This is a genomic window from Aedoeadaptatus acetigenes (assembly GCF_025566985.1).
In the GTDB taxonomy this organism is placed as follows: domain Bacteria; phylum Bacillota; class Clostridia; order Tissierellales; family Peptoniphilaceae; genus Aedoeadaptatus; species Aedoeadaptatus acetigenes.
In genome coordinates, this window is the sequence record NZ_JAOQJD010000001.1 from 142,827 (window position 1) to 162,556 (window position 19,730).

23 protein-coding genes are annotated in these 19,730 nt (G+C 52.5%); all 23 read right to left on the bottom strand.

The annotated features are described in order from the left end of the window. Positions 1-51 precede the first annotated feature (51 nt). The 23 genes from hprK to OCV31_RS00845 all read right to left on the bottom strand — a co-directional run bounded on the left by hprK (position 52) and on the right by OCV31_RS00845 (position 19,730). A complete protein-coding gene (gene hprK / locus OCV31_RS00735) occupies positions 52-996 on the bottom strand; it encodes an HPr(Ser) kinase/phosphatase (protein WP_148471660.1) in 945 nt (314 codons plus the stop codon). Further along, positions 986-2,851, bottom strand: a complete 1,866-nt coding sequence (gene uvrC / locus OCV31_RS00740) for an excinuclease ABC subunit UvrC (RefSeq protein WP_148471662.1) — start codon at positions 2,849-2,851, stop codon at positions 986-988. The genes hprK and uvrC overlap by 11 nt, the downstream gene beginning before the upstream one ends. A 46-nt stretch (positions 2,852-2,897) precedes the next feature. Then, complete coding sequence (locus OCV31_RS00745) at positions 2,898-3,512, bottom strand: ComEA family DNA-binding protein (protein WP_148471664.1); 615 nt, start codon at positions 3,510-3,512, stop codon at positions 2,898-2,900. A gap of 16 nt (positions 3,513-3,528) precedes the next feature. Then, positions 3,529-3,903, bottom strand: a complete 375-nt coding sequence (locus tag OCV31_RS00750; RefSeq protein ID WP_148471667.1) for a RidA family protein — start codon at positions 3,901-3,903, stop codon at positions 3,529-3,531. After that, positions 3,900-4,256 carry a ribosome silencing factor gene (gene rsfS, locus OCV31_RS00755; protein WP_148471669.1) on the bottom strand — a complete coding sequence of 119 codons (357 nt, stop codon included), beginning with the start codon at positions 4,254-4,256 and terminating at the stop codon, positions 3,900-3,902. The genes OCV31_RS00750 and rsfS overlap by 4 nt, the downstream gene beginning before the upstream one ends. Before the next feature lie 29 nt (positions 4,257-4,285). Next, a complete protein-coding gene (locus OCV31_RS00760) occupies positions 4,286-5,179 on the bottom strand; it encodes an LCP family protein (RefSeq protein ID WP_148471671.1) in 894 nt (297 codons plus the stop codon). Between the two features lie 2 nt (positions 5,180-5,181). Continuing rightward, complete coding sequence (gene yqeK, locus OCV31_RS00765; RefSeq protein ID WP_148471673.1) at positions 5,182-5,739, bottom strand: bis(5'-nucleosyl)-tetraphosphatase (symmetrical) YqeK; 558 nt, start codon at positions 5,737-5,739, stop codon at positions 5,182-5,184. Continuing rightward, entirely contained in the window at positions 5,736-6,344 is a 609-nt protein-coding gene (gene nadD, locus OCV31_RS00770; protein WP_148471675.1) for a nicotinate-nucleotide adenylyltransferase, read from the bottom strand. The genes yqeK and nadD overlap by 4 nt, the downstream gene beginning before the upstream one ends. A 2-nt stretch (positions 6,345-6,346) precedes the next feature. Then, positions 6,347-6,637 (bottom strand): ribosome assembly RNA-binding protein YhbY, encoded by a 291-nt coding sequence (gene yhbY, locus OCV31_RS00775; protein WP_148471677.1) that lies wholly within the window; start codon positions 6,635-6,637, stop codon positions 6,347-6,349. A 7-nt stretch (positions 6,638-6,644) separates the two neighbouring features. Continuing rightward, positions 6,645-7,916, bottom strand: coding sequence for a GTPase ObgE (obgE, locus tag OCV31_RS00780; RefSeq protein WP_148471679.1), 1,272 nt, complete (start codon positions 7,914-7,916; stop codon positions 6,645-6,647). Between the two features lie 112 nt (positions 7,917-8,028). Beyond that, a complete protein-coding gene (gene rpmA, locus OCV31_RS00785) occupies positions 8,029-8,319 on the bottom strand; it encodes a 50S ribosomal protein L27 (RefSeq protein WP_108830854.1) in 291 nt (96 codons plus the stop codon). Next, the gene (locus OCV31_RS00790; RefSeq protein ID WP_148471681.1) at positions 8,320-8,649 is read right to left on the bottom strand and encodes a ribosomal-processing cysteine protease Prp; all 330 of its coding nucleotides are present in this window, start codon (positions 8,647-8,649) and stop codon (positions 8,320-8,322) included. It lies immediately after the preceding gene. Next, a complete protein-coding gene (gene rplU, locus OCV31_RS00795) occupies positions 8,649-8,957 on the bottom strand; it encodes a 50S ribosomal protein L21 (protein ID WP_108830856.1) in 309 nt (102 codons plus the stop codon). The genes OCV31_RS00790 and rplU overlap by 1 nt, the downstream gene beginning before the upstream one ends. 100 nt (positions 8,958-9,057) lie before the next feature. After that, positions 9,058-10,239, bottom strand: coding sequence for a ribonuclease E/G (locus OCV31_RS00800; RefSeq protein ID WP_148471683.1), 1,182 nt, complete (start codon positions 10,237-10,239; stop codon positions 9,058-9,060). Beyond that, on the bottom strand, positions 10,223-10,906 hold the full coding sequence (locus tag OCV31_RS00805; RefSeq protein ID WP_148471686.1) for a TIGR03936 family radical SAM-associated protein: 684 nt from the start codon (positions 10,904-10,906) through the stop codon (positions 10,223-10,225). Before OCV31_RS00805 ends, OCV31_RS00800 begins: the two co-directional genes overlap by 17 nt. Further along, positions 10,884-12,737 carry a TIGR03960 family B12-binding radical SAM protein gene (locus OCV31_RS00810; RefSeq protein WP_148471688.1) on the bottom strand — a complete coding sequence of 618 codons (1,854 nt, stop codon included), beginning with the start codon at positions 12,735-12,737 and terminating at the stop codon, positions 10,884-10,886. Before OCV31_RS00810 ends, OCV31_RS00805 begins: the two co-directional genes overlap by 23 nt. Before the next feature lie 25 nt (positions 12,738-12,762). Next, the gene (locus tag OCV31_RS00815; protein ID WP_148471691.1) at positions 12,763-13,407 is read right to left on the bottom strand and encodes a hypothetical protein; all 645 of its coding nucleotides are present in this window, start codon (positions 13,405-13,407) and stop codon (positions 12,763-12,765) included. A gap of 2 nt (positions 13,408-13,409) precedes the next feature. Further along, positions 13,410-16,634 (bottom strand): penicillin-binding transpeptidase domain-containing protein, encoded by a 3,225-nt coding sequence (locus OCV31_RS00820; RefSeq protein ID WP_148471693.1) that lies wholly within the window; start codon positions 16,632-16,634, stop codon positions 13,410-13,412. Further along, positions 16,627-17,121, bottom strand: a complete 495-nt coding sequence (locus tag OCV31_RS00825) for a hypothetical protein (RefSeq protein ID WP_148471695.1) — start codon at positions 17,119-17,121, stop codon at positions 16,627-16,629. The genes OCV31_RS00820 and OCV31_RS00825 overlap by 8 nt, the downstream gene beginning before the upstream one ends. Beyond that, positions 17,118-17,957: a rod shape-determining protein MreC gene (gene mreC, locus OCV31_RS00830; RefSeq protein WP_148471697.1), complete on the bottom strand. Its 840-nt coding sequence runs from the start codon at positions 17,955-17,957 to the stop codon at positions 17,118-17,120. Before mreC ends, OCV31_RS00825 begins: the two co-directional genes overlap by 4 nt. 3 nt (positions 17,958-17,960) lie before the next feature. Beyond that, complete coding sequence (gene radC, locus OCV31_RS00835; protein ID WP_148471699.1) at positions 17,961-18,674, bottom strand: RadC family protein; 714 nt, start codon at positions 18,672-18,674, stop codon at positions 17,961-17,963. Further along, positions 18,664-19,230 (bottom strand): Maf family protein, encoded by a 567-nt coding sequence (locus tag OCV31_RS00840; protein ID WP_148471701.1) that lies wholly within the window; start codon positions 19,228-19,230, stop codon positions 18,664-18,666. Before OCV31_RS00840 ends, radC begins: the two co-directional genes overlap by 11 nt. Beyond that, on the bottom strand, positions 19,227-19,730 hold the full coding sequence (locus OCV31_RS00845) for a Gx transporter family protein (protein WP_148471703.1): 504 nt from the start codon (positions 19,728-19,730) through the stop codon (positions 19,227-19,229). Before OCV31_RS00845 ends, OCV31_RS00840 begins: the two co-directional genes overlap by 4 nt.

The window sequence follows — 19,730 nt, forward strand, 5'->3', positions numbered from 1 at the left end:
AAAACAAACAATTAGTTTTTCGCTAAATGTTGTTGCCGGCGCAATAATTTTTTAATGGTTGAGTTTATTTTTTTCGATGGAATCCAACACCCTTTGATTCAGTGCTTCCGCCGCATTGTAGCCCATTTCTTTCTGTTTGAAGTTCCTCGTTGCGATTTCGATAATCATGGATGTGTTGCGGCCGGTGCGCATGGGGATTTCGATCTTGGGCACGGATTTTCCCAAGATTTCAATTTTATCGTCTTCCATACCCAATCGGTTATAATCGGCGAAATCATCCCATTGGGTCAGTTCGATAACTAGTTCCACTTCTTTTTCCTCCATGATGCAACCGATACCAAAGAGGCGCTCCACGTCGATGATGCCGATGCCCCGGATTTCCATAAAGTGGCGGGTGATTTTCGGCGAGGTGCCGATGAGGCGATTGTCCAACATGCGGATGAGGACGGAGTCGTCGGCGATGAGTTTGTGGCCGCTGACGATGAGATCCAGGGCGGTTTCCGACTTGCCGATGCCGCTTTCGCCGGTGATTAACACGCCCACGCCGTAGATGTCGAGGAGAATGCCGTGTTTTCGAATGGAGGGAGCCAGAGCCCGCTGCATATAGGTGATGATTTTGTAAAGGGCGATGCTCGTGGAGTCGGCGGTGCGCAAAATGGTGCAGTTGTTTTTGCCGGCGTAGGTCAGCATTTCCGGGAAGACTTCTTGGTTTTTGGTGATGATCAGCACGGTGATCTTGTGTTCGAAGAAGGTCTTCAGTCGCAAATCCCGCACTTTCGGATCCAAGCCTTTTAAATAGCACCACTCGGCGCCGCCGATGACCTGAATGCGATCGGCGACAAATTTCGTGTAGAAGCCGCAGAGTTGCAGGCCGGGTCGATTGCATTCCGAGGAATACAGGCGGACGGTGCGGGTATTGTCCGCCAGTTGAATGACTTCGTAGTCGTTGTCTGCGATCAGCTGTTGCACGCTGACGCTTTGTTTTTTATTGCTCATCTTTACCTCCGTGAAAGTGGTCGTACAGGGATTGTGCCGCAGCTTTCGTCATGCCGTCCACCGACGCGAGGCTCTCCACATCGGCGGCTTTTATTTTCGAAAGGGATTGAAAGGCCTGCATCAGGGCCTGTTTGCGCTTGGGCCCGATGCCCGGGATTACGTCCAGCTCCGACTGAAAGCTCGACTTGGACCGCAGGCTCCTATGATAGGTAATGGCGAAGCGGTGGGCTTCTTCTTGAATTTGGTAGGTGAGGCGATAAATCGGGGAATTTTTTGCCACGCGAATCTCTTCTTTATTGAAGTAAATGCCCCGGGTCTTGTGAAAGTCGTCTTTGACGAGGCCCGCCACGGGAATGTCTAAATTCAATTCTTCCAAGACGCTTAGGGCCTGGGTCACCTGCCCCTTTCCTCCGTCCATAAAGATCAGATCGGGGAATTTCGCGAAGCCTTTGCTCTCCCCGAGGCCGGCCTTTTCTCTCAGGCCCCGCTTAAAGCGGCGGGTGAGCACTTCCCGTAAGGATGCGTAATCGTCGGGCCCCACCACGTCTTTTATGCGAAAACGGCGATAATCCGTCTTCTTAGGCAAGCCGTCTTCAAAAACCACCATGGAACCCACGGATTCCACGCCGGAAATATTGGAGATATCGTAGGCTTCGATGCGCTGAAGGACGCCTTCCATACCCAAGGCTTCCTGCAATGCTTCCAGTGTATTCTCCACGGTTTTTTGTTTCGTGCGCATTTGATCGGAATGCTTGTCCAACATGTCGATGGCGTTTTTTCTGACCATGGTCATGATCTGCTTCTTCTCGCCGATTTTCGGCACCACCACATGGACATTGGCGCCTTTTTTCTCCGTGAGCATGGCCTCGATTAATTCCCGCTCGTCGAAGTATTCGTGAACGTAGAGCTTGCCGGGAATGTAGGCGGTGCCGTGGTAAAACTGGGTGATAAAGGCTTTTAAAAGTTGCCCCGGGCTGTCGCCGTAGGGATTTTCCATAAAGAAATGTTCCCGGCCCATGTTTTTTCCCCGGCGGAAGAAGAAAATTTGGATGCACACGTCCCGTCCCTGTGCCGCGAGGCCAATGACGTCGAATTCGTCGTCTTTTCCCGCCGCCGTAATGCGCTGCTTTTCCGTCAAGGTATCGAGGGCCTGAAGCTTGTCCCGAATGGCCGCCGCCTTTTCAAATTCCAGGGCCCTGCTTGCCGCTTTCATCTCCTCTTCCAATTCGTCGATAAAAGGCACTTTCTTGCCGTCGAGAAAATCCTCGATGCCTGAAATGTAGCCGGTGTAATCGTCGGCGGATACGGCGCCGATGCAGGGGCCGGCGCAGCGATGAATGTGGTAGTTTAAACAGGGTCGCACCACGGGATTGGGCTTGGACAGATCCAGCTTGCAGTTTCTTAAGGGAAAGCGCTCGTGGAGAATGTCGATGGCGGAATTTACCGCCAAGACGTCGGGAAAGGGACCGTAGTAGCGGGCGCCGTCTTTAAGAATGCGCCGCGTCTTCATGAGCCGGGGAAAGGGCTCGTTGGTTACTTTAATGTAGGGGTATTGCTTGTCGTCGCGAAGCAAGATATTGTACTTGGGCAAGTATTCTTTGATTAAATTGGATTCCAGAATCAAGGATTCCAATTCGCTTGAGACGATGATGTATTCGAAGTCTTCGATGTGGGCGACCATGCTTCGCACTTTCTTGTCTTTTTTCCCGTAGGACCCGAAGTACTGCCGCACCCGTTTTTTTAAATTTTTCGCCTTTCCCACGTAAATAATCTGATCCAGTTTGTTCTTCATTAAGTAGACGCCGGGATCGTCGGGCAAGGTCTTTAATTTTTCTCGTATGGCTACCTGACTCATGACACGCTCCTGGAAACTAGCAAAAAACTGACCCCGTCGGTCAGTTTTAAAGTTGAATATTATTTTTTAAGCTTTCAAAGGTCTTGTCGCCGATGCCCGGCACTTCTTTTAAATCCTCCACGGCGGTAAATGGATGGGCCGTGCGGTATTCGATAATTTTATCGGCGGTTTTTTCGCCGACGCCGGGTAAGGTCATCAGGTCCTCTTTCGAACCGTTTTGTATGCTCACCGGTCCTTTTGCGGCGGGAGATGCCCCGGGCGCAGAAACGGCCGGAGCTTGTTCGCCGACTTTAGGGATGTAAAGTTTTTCCTCGTCATTGAGCTTTTTCGCCAGATTAATTTGCGAGGTGTCGGCATTTCCCACGATGCCGCCCGCCGCCGTGATGCCGTCTTTTACTCGGGCGCCTTTTTCCAGTTCGTAAAGGCCCGGATTTTTTACGGCGCCGCCGATGTCCACGTAGATGGCGGAGCCGATGCCTTCTTCCGCAGCAGGGGCCGCCTCTTTCTTAAAATTGGCCCGGGAAACTTCGTCACTTTCAATGACGAAGGACGGTTCATCGGTCCCCTCCGCCTTCAGGCGAAAATGGTAATAGGACACGGTGAGGACCAGCAAGCAGAGGAAAACAAAGGCCAGCACCTTTTCCCGATCGGTGAGCTTCATAAGATCTCCGTGGGCGTTACTTTACGCGCGCAATGGCTTCGGCTTCGATGACCACGTTTTTCGGAAGGGCGGTGACGGCGACGCAACTGCGGGCCGGCTTGTGATCCGTGAAAAATTCTCCATACACTTCGTTGATATCGGCGAATTGGCCCATGTCCAAAATAAAGAGATTCACCTTCATGACGTGGTTTAAATCGGAACCAGACGCTTCGAGAAGATTCTTTACATTCGTAAGGCATTGGCGGGTAGCTTCTTTAATATCGGTTTTGACTTCTCCGGTTTTCGGATCCACGGGAATTTGGCCCGATAAGTACACGACGCCGCCGTCTTCTACGGCTTGGGAATAGGGGCCGATGGCCGCCACGGTCTTGTCCGTTTGAATCATTTTCATTGCTCTTCCTCACTTTTTCGATTGTCTTTGCTCCACAAGCGTTCCAAATTGTAGAATTCACGCATATCCCGGTGGAAAATATGCACGATCACGTCGCCGTAATCCAAAATAATCCAGCGGGACTGGCCGTTGCCTTCGTGATGGTAGGTGTGGTAGCCCGCCTCGGCCATTTTGTCTTCCACTTCTTCGGCGATGGCGTTTAATTGAGGTGTCGAGCCGCCACTAATAATGACAAAGTAATCGGCGATGGCCGTCATGTCCCGAATATCCAGGGTTTGAATATCCGCACCGCCTCTGGCATCGGCGCTTTTTTCGATAATATCTAACATGGCTTGAATATTGTCTTTGCTCATAATTACCTCCTTGTTCTATTCGTACCCTATTACTTCTGCTTTACGTTCATCTTGTAGAATAATTGATCCGTGCCGTCGAAATCCACGATGTAGTAGCTCAGGCCGCCAATCATATCCGCCGTGCCGGGGATCGTCGCCGTTTGGAGATTTTCCTCGCCGATGGAGACCATGGTCAGCCCCATGCGGGACACCTTCGACATGGGCATATTGCTCGTCGTGTTGTCCATGTAGCTTACCAGAAGAGACGGCGCGTGGAGTACGCCTTTGGAGCTTTTCACCTTTTGTATAAAGGCGGACATAAAAGCCTGTTGCGCCTTCACGCGATCCAGGTCGGCGTTTTTATAGCCTTTTCTGAAACGCAGAAATTGCATGGCCTGATCGCCGTTTAAATGTTGCCGGCCTTCTTTCAGATGAATGGAAAGGGGCGGATCCGCCGAGGGATCTTCGTAGTCCATGTCCATGGGCACGTAGACGTCGACGCCGTCCACGATGTCCACCACGTCTTTGACGAAGGCGTAGTCCACGACGATGTAATAGGGAATGTTCAAATCAAAGTTTTCATTGACGGTTTTAAGGGCCAGGTCGGCCTTGCCGTAGGCGTAGGCGTGATTTAATTTCGTCTTGCCGTGATCCTCGATTTTTACCCGGGAGTCCCGAGGCAGAGAAATCAACGACGCCGACTTCTTCTCCCCGTCCACGTCCAAGACCATCATCACGTCGCTTCGTGTATTTTCCGCCTTCTTCGAATTCAAACTGTCCACGCCGATTAAGAGAACCTGGAATTTTTCGTTGCTGTTTTTTAAATCGCTGATCCAGGTCTTCGCCTCGGAATCGTCGCCCATGCTGGTGTAAAAATTCAGGGCGAGGACGCCGACAAAGACGATCAGCAGCGTGAGGAAAAATCCTCGAAAGAAACTCTTCATCTTCATTTCTCCATGTAATCATTGTAACAGCGGACGGTGTCTAAATGGACGGCGGTGCCTTGCTTAATGAGAAAAAGTAAATTGCCCTGCAAGGACGCGGCCATGGCTTCTTTAAGATCGGCCTCGGCTTTTTTTCGCAGGTCGTCTACGCCGTCGAAATTTCGCATGGGCTCCAGGTAATCAGCCAAAAACACCACCTCTTCCACCGGCGACATGTTCTCCGTGCCCGTGGTGTGGTAGCGAATGGCCCGAAGGATTTCTTCATCTTCGATGCCGTAGTCGACTCGCGCCGCCTCCGCCGCCACGTAGGCGTGGAGCACTTGAGGAAAGGCTTTAAAGCTATCCAGATCCTTTACGTTCAGGCGCTCGGCCTCTTTCCACAAACGCGCATTGTCTTTGTATTTGCAAATGTCGTGAAACAAAGCTGCGGTGCGGGCCTTTTCCACGTCCACGCCGTGAATTTTCGCGAGCTTTTCCGCCGTTTCCGTGACGCGAAGAATATGCTTGTAGCGTTTTTCGCCGATGGCATCGACGATTTGATCAAATGCAGGCGCTTTCAATAGATGTAAAACCTCTTTTTCCTAATGTAGGCCATGACATTGTCGGGAATAAAATACTTTACCGACTTGCCTTGGCGTATGCGATTTCTCAACGTTGTGGACGATATCTCCAAGAGGGGCGTGTCGATTAATACCACATTGGCGTTATAGGTCGTCTTCAGGTAACGAATCTCTTCGCGAATGGCCTCTTTTGTAATGGCCCCGTCCCCCGGGCGCACGGCCACGGCGAATTGCGTCAGCCCCGCCAGGTCGCCGAAGCGCTTCCAGGTCTTTAAATCCTGTAAAATATCGGATCCCAAAAAGAAGTAGAATTCCGCATCCGGATAAATTGCCTTCAGCGCCAAGAGGGTGTCCACGGAATAGGTAGTGGTTGTCTTTGTCACTTCCAGATCCGACGTTTCGAAATAGTAATTCCCCGCCACGGCGAGATCCACCATTTTCAGGCGCTCCTTGGCGGTAACGGAGTAGTCCCGCTTGTGGGGGGCGTTGCCCGTAGGAATAAACAAGACCTTGTTTAAGCCCAAATGGGCCCGCATGTACTCGCTCATCATTAAGTGGCCCATGTGGATGGGATTAAAGGAGCCGCCCATGATCCCGATTTTCATACTTACTCCAGAACGATCACGGGGTCATCTTTGGCGGGGCGGTAGAGGGTGAGCTTGCTGCCGATGCCCTGAACGAATTCCGCATGTAAGGCCTCGGTAAGTACCGCTGCCGCTTCATTTAAATCCACCGCCGTATTTTGCAAGAGGGCGATTTTCACCAACTCGTGGTCTTCCAGCAATTGATCGATCTGCTCGATCACACCTGGCGTAATGCCGTTTTTTCCGATTTGCATCAACGGCTTCATGCCGTGTGAAAGGCGCTTCAGCTGCGCCCGTTGTTTTCCTGTAATCATAAACTCCCTACTCGAAAAATTCAAATTCATAATCCGCAATAAAAACGGACTCACCTTCTTCTATGCCCAGCTCACGAAGCTTGTCGATGACGCCGTTTTTCCTGAGGTTTTCTTGGAAATACCGCAGGGAATCCCGGTCGTCGAAGAAGGTGGAGCCCAAGAGGCGCTCGATGTACGGCCCGTCCACGATGTAGCGGCCGTTTTCTTTTCTCACCGAAATGCCCGGTTCCCGCTCTTCTTCTTCCACATAGTATTCTTCGTCCAAGCTGTCGTATTCGATGTCCGTGTTTTGAAGCACCTCATAGACTTTAAAGAGCATGGGCTGAATGTCTTTGGTGGTGGCGGCGGATCCGGAAAAGACGGTGTAGCCGCGCCCTTCCAATTCCTCCCTGAGCGCAGGTTCTCTCTCCTGTGCCTCGGGCAGGTCCATTTTATTGATAAAGACGATTTGTGCCTTGTCTTTTAAGGCGATGTTGTACCCTTCAAGCTCCCGATTAATGGCCTCGAAATCCTCCAGAGGATCCCGATAGTAGGCGCCGCTTCCGTCCAAAACGTGAATCAACACGCCGCTGCGCTCCACGTGGCGCAAAAAGTCGTGGCCCAGGCCCACGCCTTCCGAGGCCCCTTCGATGAGTCCCGGAATGTCCGCACACACGAAGCTCTTCCCCGGGCCCAAGTAGACCACGCCTAAATTCGGCGAGAGCGTCGTAAATTCGTAATTGGCGATTTTCGGCTTCGCACTTGAAATCACGGAAAGCAAGGTGGATTTGCCCACATTGGGAAAGCCCACCAGGCCCACGTCGGCGAGAAGCTTCAGTTCCAAAACGATGGTTCGCTCCTGGCCTTTAAAGCCCATTTGCGCAAAGGTCGGGGCCTGACGGGTGCTGGTCGTATAGCGGGCGTTGCCCTTGCCGCCGCCGCCCCCTTGGGCGATGACGAAGCGTTGGCCCGCTTCCTTCATGTCGACGATGATTTTATTCGTCTTTTCGTCCCGCACCAAGGTGCCCACGGGAACATTTAAAATAATGTCTTCGGCATCGGCGCCGAATTGTTTTTTGCTGCGGCCGTTTTGTCCATTTTCCGCCTTGTACACGCGCTTGTAGCGAAAATCCATGAGCGTCCGCATATTCTCATCGGCAAAGAGCACGACACTTCCGCCGCGCCCGCCGTCGCCGCCGGCCGGTCCCCCGGCGGGAACGTACTTTTCTCTGCGCCAAGCCACGGCGCCGTCGCCGCCATTGCCGGCTTTTACCGTAATGGTACATAAATCGACAAACATCTCACACCCCCAGTATGATTGGTATTATATCACAGTCCGTTTTATGAAAAGATCTCCCATGTCTAAACTCTGTATAAGAAAAAATAAACCGCAGATTTCTCTGCGGTTTCTCTTATGCTAATTCTTCTACGGGAAGAACGTTAACTACTTTTTTCTTTTTTCCACGACTTTCAAAGGAAACGCGTCCGTCGGCGGTGGCGAACAATGTGTCGTCGCTACCGATTCCTACGTTTAACCCGGGATGAATCTTCGTGCCTCTTTGGCGTACGAGAATGTTGCCGGCTAATACGTGTTGACCGTCGCCTCTCTTCACGCCGAGACGTTTCGATTCGGAGTCGCGACCGTTTTTAGAACTACCCATTCCCTTCTTCGAAGAGAAGAGTTCAAGTGTAAACAGAATCATCTAAACCTCCTGAGTCTCTATTTTAATGTAATTTTCGTATGCACCTTCGATGGCATTTAAGCCTACGACCATAGAACGAAACAAAAGCTCCGTTTCATGGGACACAACCTCCTCCGGCAGGCGGATGCTGACATAAGCTTCCGACTGTTCGAAGGCCATGGTGTCTTCGTCGATAGAAAGCAAATCTTCCATGGATAAAACACAGGTCAAGGTGAGGGCACTGACGCCGTGACAGACGATTTCGCCTACCTCGTCTCCCTCTCCCGCGTGATTGTTCGCCGAAAATCCGAGGATTTTTCCGCGGCGGACAAATAGAGTGACCGTTGTCATTACGCCAAGGATCCGATTTCTACCAGTGTATACGGTTGACGATGGCCACGCTTAATGCGTTCGTTTTTCTTCGCTTTGAATTTATAAACAATAACCTTTTTGTCTTTGGCTTGTTTTAAAACTTTCGCTTCGACTTTGGCATCGGCGACGTAGGGCTTACCTACATTCACACTGCCGTCTTTTGCGACGAGAAGCACCTTGTCAAAAGTGACGGCATCTCCTTCGTTGGCATCGAGCTTTTCTACTTTCACCAAGTCGCCTTCGCGAACGGTGTATTGCTTTCCGCCGGTTTCAATAACTGCGTACATTGTAGCACCTCCTCTTTACAAGACTCGCCCCGATAGGTGCTATGCTTTTTACCTATAAGGTGCGGTTACATCAGAGTATATTACCACATATGGTAGTGAATTACAATTCTTTATCTCGTTTTAATTTATTTTTTACGGCTTCCCTGTGCCTTTCTTCCGCAACTTGAAGCTGTTGCTCAAAGGGCAGTTCTTTTCGCTCCCGGGCGATTTCGAAAAGGCCCATGGCGCTGAAGCCGTAGACCGTGGTAATCATGGCATCTTCCGACAGAGCTTCTTTCATAAACGTCGTGAGATCTTCCATTTGCGCTTCGCTCATGCCATGGACGAAATCCACCACGATCATGCCGCTCAGATTTCTGAGATGAATCTGTTTGGCGATCTCTTTTGCCGCTTCCCTGTTCACTTTCATGCGCATGGCGTCGAAGGAACCCTTCTTTTTCACCGCCGCCATATTCACATCCGCTACATAGGCGCCTTCCGCGGCATCCATGACCACATTGCCGCCGGAGGGAAGGGGCAGGGTCTTTTGAAAAATGGAATTCCACTGGCTGCGCCACTTGGCCGTGGAGCGAATGCTGAAGGACGGGTCCACGACGCAGTTTAAGTAATTCGGCAGGCGGTCAATCAACTTTTTGTCGTTGACCACCATGGGAAGGTCTCTGTGGCGATTGAGCACGTCCATGCCCCGGTCCTGCGTCAAAAGAAGTTGGCTCTTCGGAAGAAAGTTGACGGAGCCTTCGATTTTTTCCATTAATTGCCGCAAGTGTTCGTATTCCATAGCCATGTGGGCCGGCTGACAAGATGCGGCTTCCGTGCGAATAATCATGCCCGCCGAGGCATTCAGTCCATGGGCCCAATCCGTGAGGCGCTTTCTTATCTCTCCGTCGTCGATGCGCTTGGAAATGCGAATCCCCGAGGATTTCGGCAAGAGGACGATGTTTTCGCCGCGAAGGCTGTAGTCCATGGAAAGCACGGCCCGTTTTTGATCCAAGGGTGACTTTTTTACTTCCACGATAATGGAGTCGCCACCTTTAATTTTTTCCCGGTACGCTTTGGGATAGACGTTTTTCATGGGCAGGTACCCGTTTTCGTCTTCCCCGAAATCCACAAAGGCGCAGTCCATGGCGGGCAAGACATTTTTCACGTAGCCCCGGTAAATATTTCCCACCTGGGAGGGATTGGACAGGAGATGAATCGCCCGTATCTCGCCTTCTGAAATAAGGCCCATGATCTTCGGTTCTTCTCCGTCAGCAAACAAATAGTTGTTAGAGCCGTACTTCATGATCGTCACCGTCCCAACTTTTGATCCGACGAATTTGAATGTAGTCGATATCCACGCCGCGGGATTCGAACAGGCCCATTAAAAAGCGGTCAGGCCGCAGATTGCCGTTGGCCCCCGCACGCAAGACGGCGTAAAGGGAGGTTCCGGATGCCTCTTCTTTCCATTCCAAAGAAAAGATGCCGTCTTTTATGTCTTCTTCCACGACGATGCGCTTCTTGCCTTTTTTCTTCCGCCGACGAACGAGGATTTCGTCTTGTTCCATGGCATCCTCCGCCATTTTTTTCAGTTCATCCGCGCTGCCGTAATGGGCCGCGGGAAAGAAAAAGCGGTATTGGGTCTTGGCGATGCGCTCAAACACCGATTTCGGGTCGAAATCTGCCGTGGCTTCGATGATCTCCATGCCCTCGGGCAAGGCTTCATTGAGCATGGCTTTAATCTTTTCGGGATCGGCGCCGTCTTCCACTTCCAGATCCATGACCTCGAATTCGCTCTCCATGCCCACACTCAAGGGCTGGGCGATGGACAGCTTTTGATGAGGATTAAAGCCCTCGGACCAGAGGATGGGCACGTCGGCCCGTTGAATAGCCCGATTGAAGAGGCGGATCGTGTCCAAATGGGAAATGAATTTAATCATGCCCGTCTTTTTAAATGCCATGCGCAGTTGCATGAAATTCACCCCACATTTCGCAATTTTCGATGCCGCAACCGTTGCATTTTTTGCGGCAATCCGGCGTGGTCAGCGCCGCCTTGGATTTTTCGTACTCGTTCCACAAATAGGCTTTCTTCACGCCGATGTCGATGAAGTCCCAGGGAAGGATTTCGTCCTTCTCCCGCAGACGATTGGCGTAAAAGTCGCCGTCGATGCCCGCCTCCTCCATGGACTTGACCCACACATCGTAGCGGAAAAATTCGCTCCAGCCGTCAAAGATTTGGCCGTTTTCGTAGGCCCGCAAGATGAGTTTGCCCACGCGCCGGTCGCCTCGGGCCAGGATCCCTTCCATGCGAGAAAGGTAGGGCTCGTGGTATTGAAATTTCACTTTCGGATCCCGCACCGCCCCTTTCACGGCGTGGATCTTTTCGAAAAATTCGTCGATGGTGTCCTGCCTTTCCCACTGAAAGGGCGTAAAGCCTTTGGGCACGAAGCAGGAGGCGGAGGCGGTGACGCGGAAATTCCCCTGAATTTCTTCTTTCGGTCGATTAAAGAAGGCGTCCTTCACCTTGTAGGCCAAGTGGGCGATGCCCAAGACGTCCTCCATGGTTTCGCCGGGTAGGCCGATCATAAAGTAGAGTTTGATTCGACTCCAGCCTTCCTTAAAGACGGCGTTTACGACACGCATCAAGTCCTCTTCCGTAACGTTTTTGTTGATTACATCCCGCATGCGCTGACTCCCCGCCTCCGGGGCAAAGGTGAGCCCGCTTTTGCGCACTTTCTCGATTTCTTTCAATACGTCCACGATAAAGCTGTCCAGGCGCAGGGAGGGCAGGCTGATCCCCACGTTTTTTTCCTCATAGGTGTAACTCAGCTCCTGCACCAAGGGCATGAGGTGGGTGTAGTCGCAGGAGGAAAGGGACGTGAGAGAAATTTCGTCGTAGCCCGTATTTTTTAAAATGGATTCGGCCATGTCCGTTAAGGTGTCCACGCTTCGCTCGCGAATGGGCCGATACATCATCCCCGCCTGACAGAAGCGACAGCCCTGGGTGCAGCCGCGGAACAATTCGATGACCGCCCGGTCGTGCACCGTCTCCAAAAAGGGCACGATTTGCCGATCCAGTTGGAAGGTGGCGTTCATGTCGTGGAGGCGCACCCGCTTGATCAAGGGCTTCGCTTCGGCCGCCGTGGGCGCGTGGTTTTTTATTGTGCCGTCTTCGTTGTAGGTTACTTCGTAAAGGGAGGGAACGTAGACCCCTTCGATGGTAGCCAGGGAGCGGAGAATTTCTTTCCTGGAAAGGCCCGCGTCTCTTCCCTCTTTGACCTTGTCCATGACCTGAATATTTAAATGCTCCCCTTCGCCGATTAAAAAGCAGTCCATAAAATCCGCCAAGGGCTCCGGCGTCGTGGCACAGGGCCCGCCGGCCATGACGAAGGGTTCTTCTTCCCCGCGCTCATTTGCAAGGAGGGTGATCTGCCCGAGATCCAACATATAGAGAATGTTGGTGTAGCTCATTTCGTATTGCAGGGTAAAGCCCACCACGTCAAATTCCGAAAGGGGCCTCTTCGTCTCCAGGCTGTAAAGGGGAATGGCTTCGTTTTTCATGGCCTCCGCCATGTCCGGCCAGGGAGCGAAGGCGCGCTCGCAGGCGTAGTCCGTCTCGTTCATGGCGAAATACAAAATCTGCATGCCCAAATGGCTCATGCCCACTTCGTACACGTCGGGAAAGCAGAAGCAAAAGCGAAGGGCCGCCTCTTCTTTCACCACACTATTTAATTCGCCGCCGATGTAGCGGGCGGGCTTCTCCACTTTTTTTAAACATTTTTCCAGTCGTTGCGCGTCTATCATGGAAACCTCTTTCTAAAAATCGTCTCTAGCGGCCTTTAAGAAAGGACCAGAAGGACTTCTTCTCCCCACCATCAGCCCTTCCGCCTTTCAGGGAAAAGGAAGGCTTTTGCACTTCGTTAAAATAAAGGGCGTCGTCGAGATACAGGTTTTCGATGCCTTCCATCGCTTCTCTGTCTCCGGGTTTTAAACGATTCAATACTACTACCACCTTGGCGGGGCATTTGTTCCTTCTCAAGATAAATCGGATGCGGTCCAGATTGCGAATCGAGCCCGGACGATTGACCACGACGCAGTAGATCACGTCGGCGACCTTGGCCCAATTCAGAAGATCTTTCTCTCTGTAACGGGACAGGTCCACGAAGACATCGTCGTCACCGAAATTATCTACCGCCTTGAAAAAATCATCGTCGTCGATTTCTTCCAGATCGTGAAAAATATTCCCCTGAATGAAGTCGTAGCCGTCCCCTTGGATCACCACGTCGCAAAGGGGCTTTCCCCGAAGAAAATCCATGTAGTCTTCAATGGCGTCGGTTGCCTCGTCTAAAAACAAATCCTGCACACGGGTGCGGTTGGAAGCCTCGATTAAAAGGCCCTTCGCCTCTTTGGCGAAATCCCGAGCCATGGTGCTCGTGCCGCAGCCGCCAACCGTTGAAATAATGACAGTGATCATACTTACTCCGTTTCCAATCCCGTTTCCGTCGGGAGGGTTTCATCTTTGATTTCTTTGTAGAAGCCGAAATACTGGGCCAATACTTGTTGCATAATGGGCCCGCAGTTGGCGCCGTTGCCCCCTTGGAACAAGACGACGGTAACGGCGATCTCGGGATCCTCCGCCGGCGCGTAGCCTACTTGCCAGGCGAAGGCGTCGTAGCTTTCCTTGGTGTAGGGATTCACCCCGGCCCGCTCGGCGCTCCCCGTCTTCATGGCCACTTCCACGGGAAACTTTTCAAATAAATTTGCGTTCAGACCCGACAGGGCCACGAGCTTCATGCCCTCGCGCAGATCCTTGTAGTACTTCGGCTTTAAGCCCACGGATTTCACCGCGTCCTTCTTGTGGTCTTTCCCAGTCAGCAAGGTGAGGGGATACAGGTCGCCGCCGTTGGCCAGTGCCATGGCGTAGCGGGCCATTTCAACCGGCGTGTAGGCGTTGGAGCCCTGGCCGATGACCACGTTCATGGTATCCGCCATGGTCCATTTGGATTGGTCGATGTAGGTGTATTTTAAGAGATCGGCCAAAGACACCCGCTGACCCTTGCCCTTCTTCTCTCCGTCCACATGCAAATCTTTTAAGAAGGTGTAGACCTCGTCGCGGGTCATGGGCGTTTCGTCGTCCAGGGAATTGACAATGGCATCCACCGCTTTGTCCCGTTCCTTGTCGGAATGTATGTCCGCCATGTAGACGGAGCGATTTTCGTTTAAGTGGCGACGCAACAGGGCCTTCAATGTTTTTTTCTTCGACTCGGGATCGGGAATGGTACCTTTGCTTTCTCTCGGAATGGCGATTTCCAGGCCCGTTCGATCCCCTAAGCCGTAGCGTTTGGCCATGGCTGCGATTTCATCGGGCTTCACTTGAATGCCCAGATCCACGTTTCGTCGTTGATCTTTGCCGAGACCCAATGAGTAAAAGTAATAGTTACAGGAATCCCTTAAGGCGTAGGCCAGGGTCTCGTTGCCGTGCACCTGTCGGTTTTGATTCCAGAGCCAACAGCCGAAGGTCCTGCCGCCGATGTCCACATAGCCGCCGTCGGGAATTTCCATGTCCGGATCCAGACCCTTTTCCAGAGCCACGGAGCCCGTTACCATTTTAAAAATACTCCCCGGCTGAATCGCCGATTGCATGGCGATATTATACAAAGGCCGCGGGGCCAGTTGATTGTCTTCTTCTTTCGGCTTTAGGCTTTCCCAAGCCGAGGGATTGATCCCCTTGGCGAAGAGATTCGGGTCGTAGGATGGGTAATTGGCCAGGGCCAATACTTCCCCTGTGTGCACGTCGGTGACTACCACGGCGCCGGATTGGGCGTTTTTAAAAGCCGTGCCTTTTTCCCGACTGGTCAGGTATTGGAAAGTGCCCCAGGGGGACACATAGGGCGTGGCGGTGCGAATTTGTTGAAGCGTCGAGGCCAAGCTTTCCTCCGCCTTTTTTTGCAGCTCGATGTCGATGCTCAGGCGCACGTCGCCCCCCGGCTCGGGCTTCACTTCGCGGATCACACCGGTGGTGTTTCCCGAAGAATCCACGGAGACGGTTTTTCTGCCGTCGGTGCCCTTGAGCCTGTCTTCGAATACCTGCTCCATGCCGGTCTTTCCGATGAGATCGTTGCGATTGTAGCCGCCCTTTTTAATGTACTTCTCGATTTCCTTGTCTTGGGCGATGTTTCCGATGTAGCCCAACACGTGGGCGCCTAGATTCCCCTCGGGATAATAGCGAATGGGCTCCACGGAAATGTGAATTCCCGAGCGATTAGAAAGCTTCTCTTCGATTTTCGCCACGGTTTCGTCTTGAATTTCGTAGGCGTAATTAATGGGCATGTAGGCGTAGCTGCCCTGGCTGCCGATGGCGTCGTAGACATTTAAAATGCCGAAAACTTCGTAGGGGCTCAGGGTCTTGTCGATGTCGAAGCGGTCGCGACGCGCCTCGAAGATTTCTTTCGACGAGGCGGCGCCCTTAAGCCCCGCCCCCTTCGCCAGGTCGATGGCGTTGTTTAGCTGGGTGTAGGCGGGCTCCTCCCCGCTGACGGAAATGCCCGTGGCCATGCCCTCGTCGATTAAGTAGCCCTGTACAGCCTCGGCCATGCCATCGAGGGCGGCGAAATCTTTTCGATACTTCTTGGCGGTGATCAACTTCACCAATTGTTCGTTGGCTAAATTGCCCTTTTTATCCACTACCACGGTCTTGTCGTTTTGCTTCGTTACCTCCAGGTCCGCGCCTTTTTTTACGGCGAAATCCACACAATCATTTAAGACCTTTTCGTCGGAGAGGAGGAATTTTTCCGGATCCCGCTCCTTTAATACGGCGATTAAATCCTCAGCCGCGGTCGAAGACCAGCTCACGTCTTTGGACACATCCATGAGACGCACTTTCGCCTGAATGTAGCCGTCGTAGTATTCGTTGCCGTAGCTTCTTAGTCCCACCGTAGGCACGTCGCTTTTCACGATGTCATAGGCCAGCTTTCGCCCGATTGGATGGGCCAGAATTTCTTCCACATACATGGGGTGATCCAGCAAAAACGCGATTAAATCTTCCTCGGCACCGGTGGCCTGAGCCAGGCCGTAACGTTCCTTAAAGCGGGCGGCCTTTTGCGGATCGGTGTAATCCACCCGTCCGCCGACGCGGACCATGCCCCCTTCTTGAAACACCCGTTGACGAAGAAGCTGATTGATGACGGAATAGCCGTAGTGGCCCCGATAGGGCTTTTTCAGGCGGCCGCCGAGAAAGGCTGCGAGCTTGTCCTTGTCCATAAGGGCATCGAGGACCGCGGAGGCGGGCTTTTCGCCACTTTTGTAATCGTTTAAATCCTTGTAAACGAAGCTGTTTAAAAGAATCGGATTGGCCTTCATATGGCCGGCCCCGTCTTCTTCCAAATAGCGGCTCAGGAGCAAATAGGCGTCATTTTTCTCCTCCCGAGTGAAGCGATCCAGCTCGTCTTTTCGAATTTGCACGGCAAAAACAGGCCGGTTTCCCGCCAAAACCACGCCGTTTCGGTCGCGGATCTTGCCTCGCTGCGCCGTAATGGCAATGTCTTTTACCCGTCGCTCGTCGGCGAGCTTGCGGTACTTGTGGCCCTGAATCAAGGTAATATGAAAGAGTTGCAACAAAAGGAAGATAAAGAGAACGGCCATGATCGATGTGAAGATCTTGTAGCGATCCCATTTCTTCGCTTTTTCCCAAAAATTATGCATCGCTATCCCTTTCGAGGACTCTGTAATCCGTCATATCTTTTAAGAAGTAATGGCTCATGAGGGCGGCGTAGATGCCCGTGGACAGAGGTACAATGAAAAATGCGGAAGAATCCGCCATGCTCACGTCCCAACCGAAGATCACGAGGAGAATAAAAAAGACCAATTCCGCCACGGCCGCCGTGACGCCTACGGCCACACCCGTAGCCATCGGCGAAGGATGGGGAATGAGGCGCATCCACAAAAATGCCGCGGCAAAAAACAGGCCGTGCAAAAGCACATAAGGCCCGATGGCCGCCGCAATGGCCGCATCCATAATAAGGGCCGACAAAAAAGCAAAGGCCAGCGCCTGATTTTTACCGAGGCGGAAGAAAATAAAAATCGCCGCCGCCGGCAAGTAGCCGCGAAGAATCGGCGGCAAACTTTGGAACAAGGGCGACATGTAAATAAAGGGCGTGAGAAATAAAAGCACGTAGCTTACTCGTTTCATTTCCCACCTGCCAGTACGAACACCCGGTAGATGTTGTGGAAATTAATTCCGCTGTCCACCTTAATATTCTTCACCATTTTGTCTTCATCGGTGCTCACTTCGCTGACGGTGCCGATGTACATGTCCGGCGCGTAGCCGTCGCCGATTCCCGTGGTAAAGAGGGTGTCTCCCACCACGATGTCCGCGTAAAGATCGAAGGCATAGCCCTCCAATCGTCGGTTGACTCCGCGGAGCACCCCGCCGTCGGAGGTGCGAATGCTTCTGAAGCTAATGGCGTTTTCCTCGTCGATAATGCTGCGCACCTGAGCGGAATAGGGCGTCACCTTGGTCACATAGCCGATGACCCCTTCCGCCGAAGCGTCGTCGCCCTTAGTCATGGCGGCGATGACCGTGTCGCCGGCGGAAATCCCCGCCTTGGAACCCTTGTTAATGGTAAAGCGGTGGAAATACATGCCCGAGGACTTGGCCGTCACCCGCGCGTCCACGGCGCCCAGCTTTCTATTGTTTCGAATGGCATAGGCGTTGGACAAAAAGGTGGAGCGATTGACGATGTCTTCCAGATTTTTGTTTTCTCTTTTCAGTTCCGTCAGTTCTTTTTTCATGCGCTTGTTCTCGGCACTTAGAGAAGTGACGTGAATGAGGCTGCTCGCCCCTTCCCCCACGTAATTCAGGCCCGTGCCCAAAGTATCGGTGACGGGGCTTGCGGCGGTGGCCACGGCAAATTCCACGGCCCGCAGGGCATCGGCGCCGAAGGAGGTGAAGCCGAAAAACAAAAACAAAAGGACGAGTACCCCTCGCTTTATCCAATTTTTCTTTAATTCTTTTAAAGGCTTCATGGCCTACAACGCTCCATCTTCTAAAAAACTGTAAAAACTGTGATCGCCGACGATAATGTGATCCACCACGGGAATGCCTAAAAGCTCTCCCGCCCGCTTCAAGCGCTCGGTGAGGCTCCTGTCTTCCGAGGAAGGCCGGGGATTTCCCGCCGGATGATTATGTACCAAGGCGATGGAATGGCATTTCTTCCCGATGGCCCCTTGAAAGACGTCGCGTGGGTGCACCACGGTGCAGTCCAAGGTGCCTCTGGAAATGCACTCCACAAACTGCAGCTCTTTCTTTACATTGAGGCCGATGACGCGAAATTCTTCGTGCTGAAGGCCCATTAAATCCGGCATGACGAAATCCGCAATGGCTTTCGGCGTGTTAAGCGGCACGGAACGGCCCATGGGCCGACGCATCCTGCGCGCCATTTCCACCATACCCACGAGGCGGGCGGCCTTGCTCTTGCCGACGCCTTTTATGGAGAGAAAATCGTCGTAAGTACCGGTGAAAAGAGAGCTCAGCCCTTGCCGCGACGGGGACTTTCGCTCCAAACTGTCGATAATATCCTGCGCCACCTCGATGGCCGTTCTGCCGGTGGTGCCGGTGCGCAGAAAAAGCGCCAACAATTCGCTGTCGGAGAGGGCCTCGGCGCCGTAAGTCATGAGCTTTTCTTCCGGCAAAGTGGCGTGATCGTAGTCCAAAAGTTTTTTCTTTTCCCCGTTATCGCTCACGGTCCGCTCCTTTCATTCCCTTTAATTGCGCTTCGATGGACGCCACATGCATGCCGATGACCGTATCCATGGCGCCCTCCACCGTAATTTGAAATTCGTCGATTTCCTGCACGCCATAGGCTCCGGCCTTGTCCATGTAGGTGTTTTTATCCAAATACGCTTTCATCTGCGCCTCGGTGAAATCTTCGAAGCACACAAAAGACTGATCGTAGTCCACGTACTTCTCATCGCCTAAAACGGCGTAGGCGCTGATCACCCGGTGCGTCCGCCCCTTCATGGCCCGGAGCATTTCCTCGGCCTCGGCGCGGTCCTTCGGCTTTCCTAGGATCTTATCGCCCAACACCACCACCGTATCCACGGCGACGATGACATCCTCCGGCCGTTTTTCTTTCACGCTCATGGCCTTTTGCAGGGCCAGCTGCATGGTGTAGATCTCCGCAGGCGACAGGCGCAAATGCCTTTCGTCGTAGCTCGGTTTTTCAATTTCAAAGGTAAATCCCCCATCTTCCAACAACTTTTTTCTGCGGGGAGACGAGGACGCCAAGACAAGACTCATAAACGCACTCCGATCTTTTCTAAGTGGCGGCTCGCATAGCTTGCCGCGAGGCCGACGAAATAGCCCGTAAACAGGCCCAATAAAAGCAAGAGAGGCAAGTAGGCCAACAGGCCCATATTATGGACCATGACGATGGCCGTGGCGATCTGGCCGATATTGTGAAAGAAGGATCCGATAAAACTGATGCCGATGAGTGAGGCGCTCTTAATTGTTTTTAAAGAAACGATCATGGCCACGGAAGAGAGAAGGGCGCCGGTGCCGCTGTAAAAAAAGCTTGTCACATTGCCGGTGACCAGCATCAAAAGCACGCTTTTCAATATCGCCACGACGAAACCCTCTTTCGGTCCGAAGACCACGATGGTGGTTAGAATCACCACATTGGAAAGACCCAGGCGCGCCCCGGGTAGAGGCACGGGCAAGGGAATCATAGTTTCGATAAAGCCGATGGCCACGGCCATGGCGACCATTAATCCTAAAAATACTTGTTTGCGAATATCCAT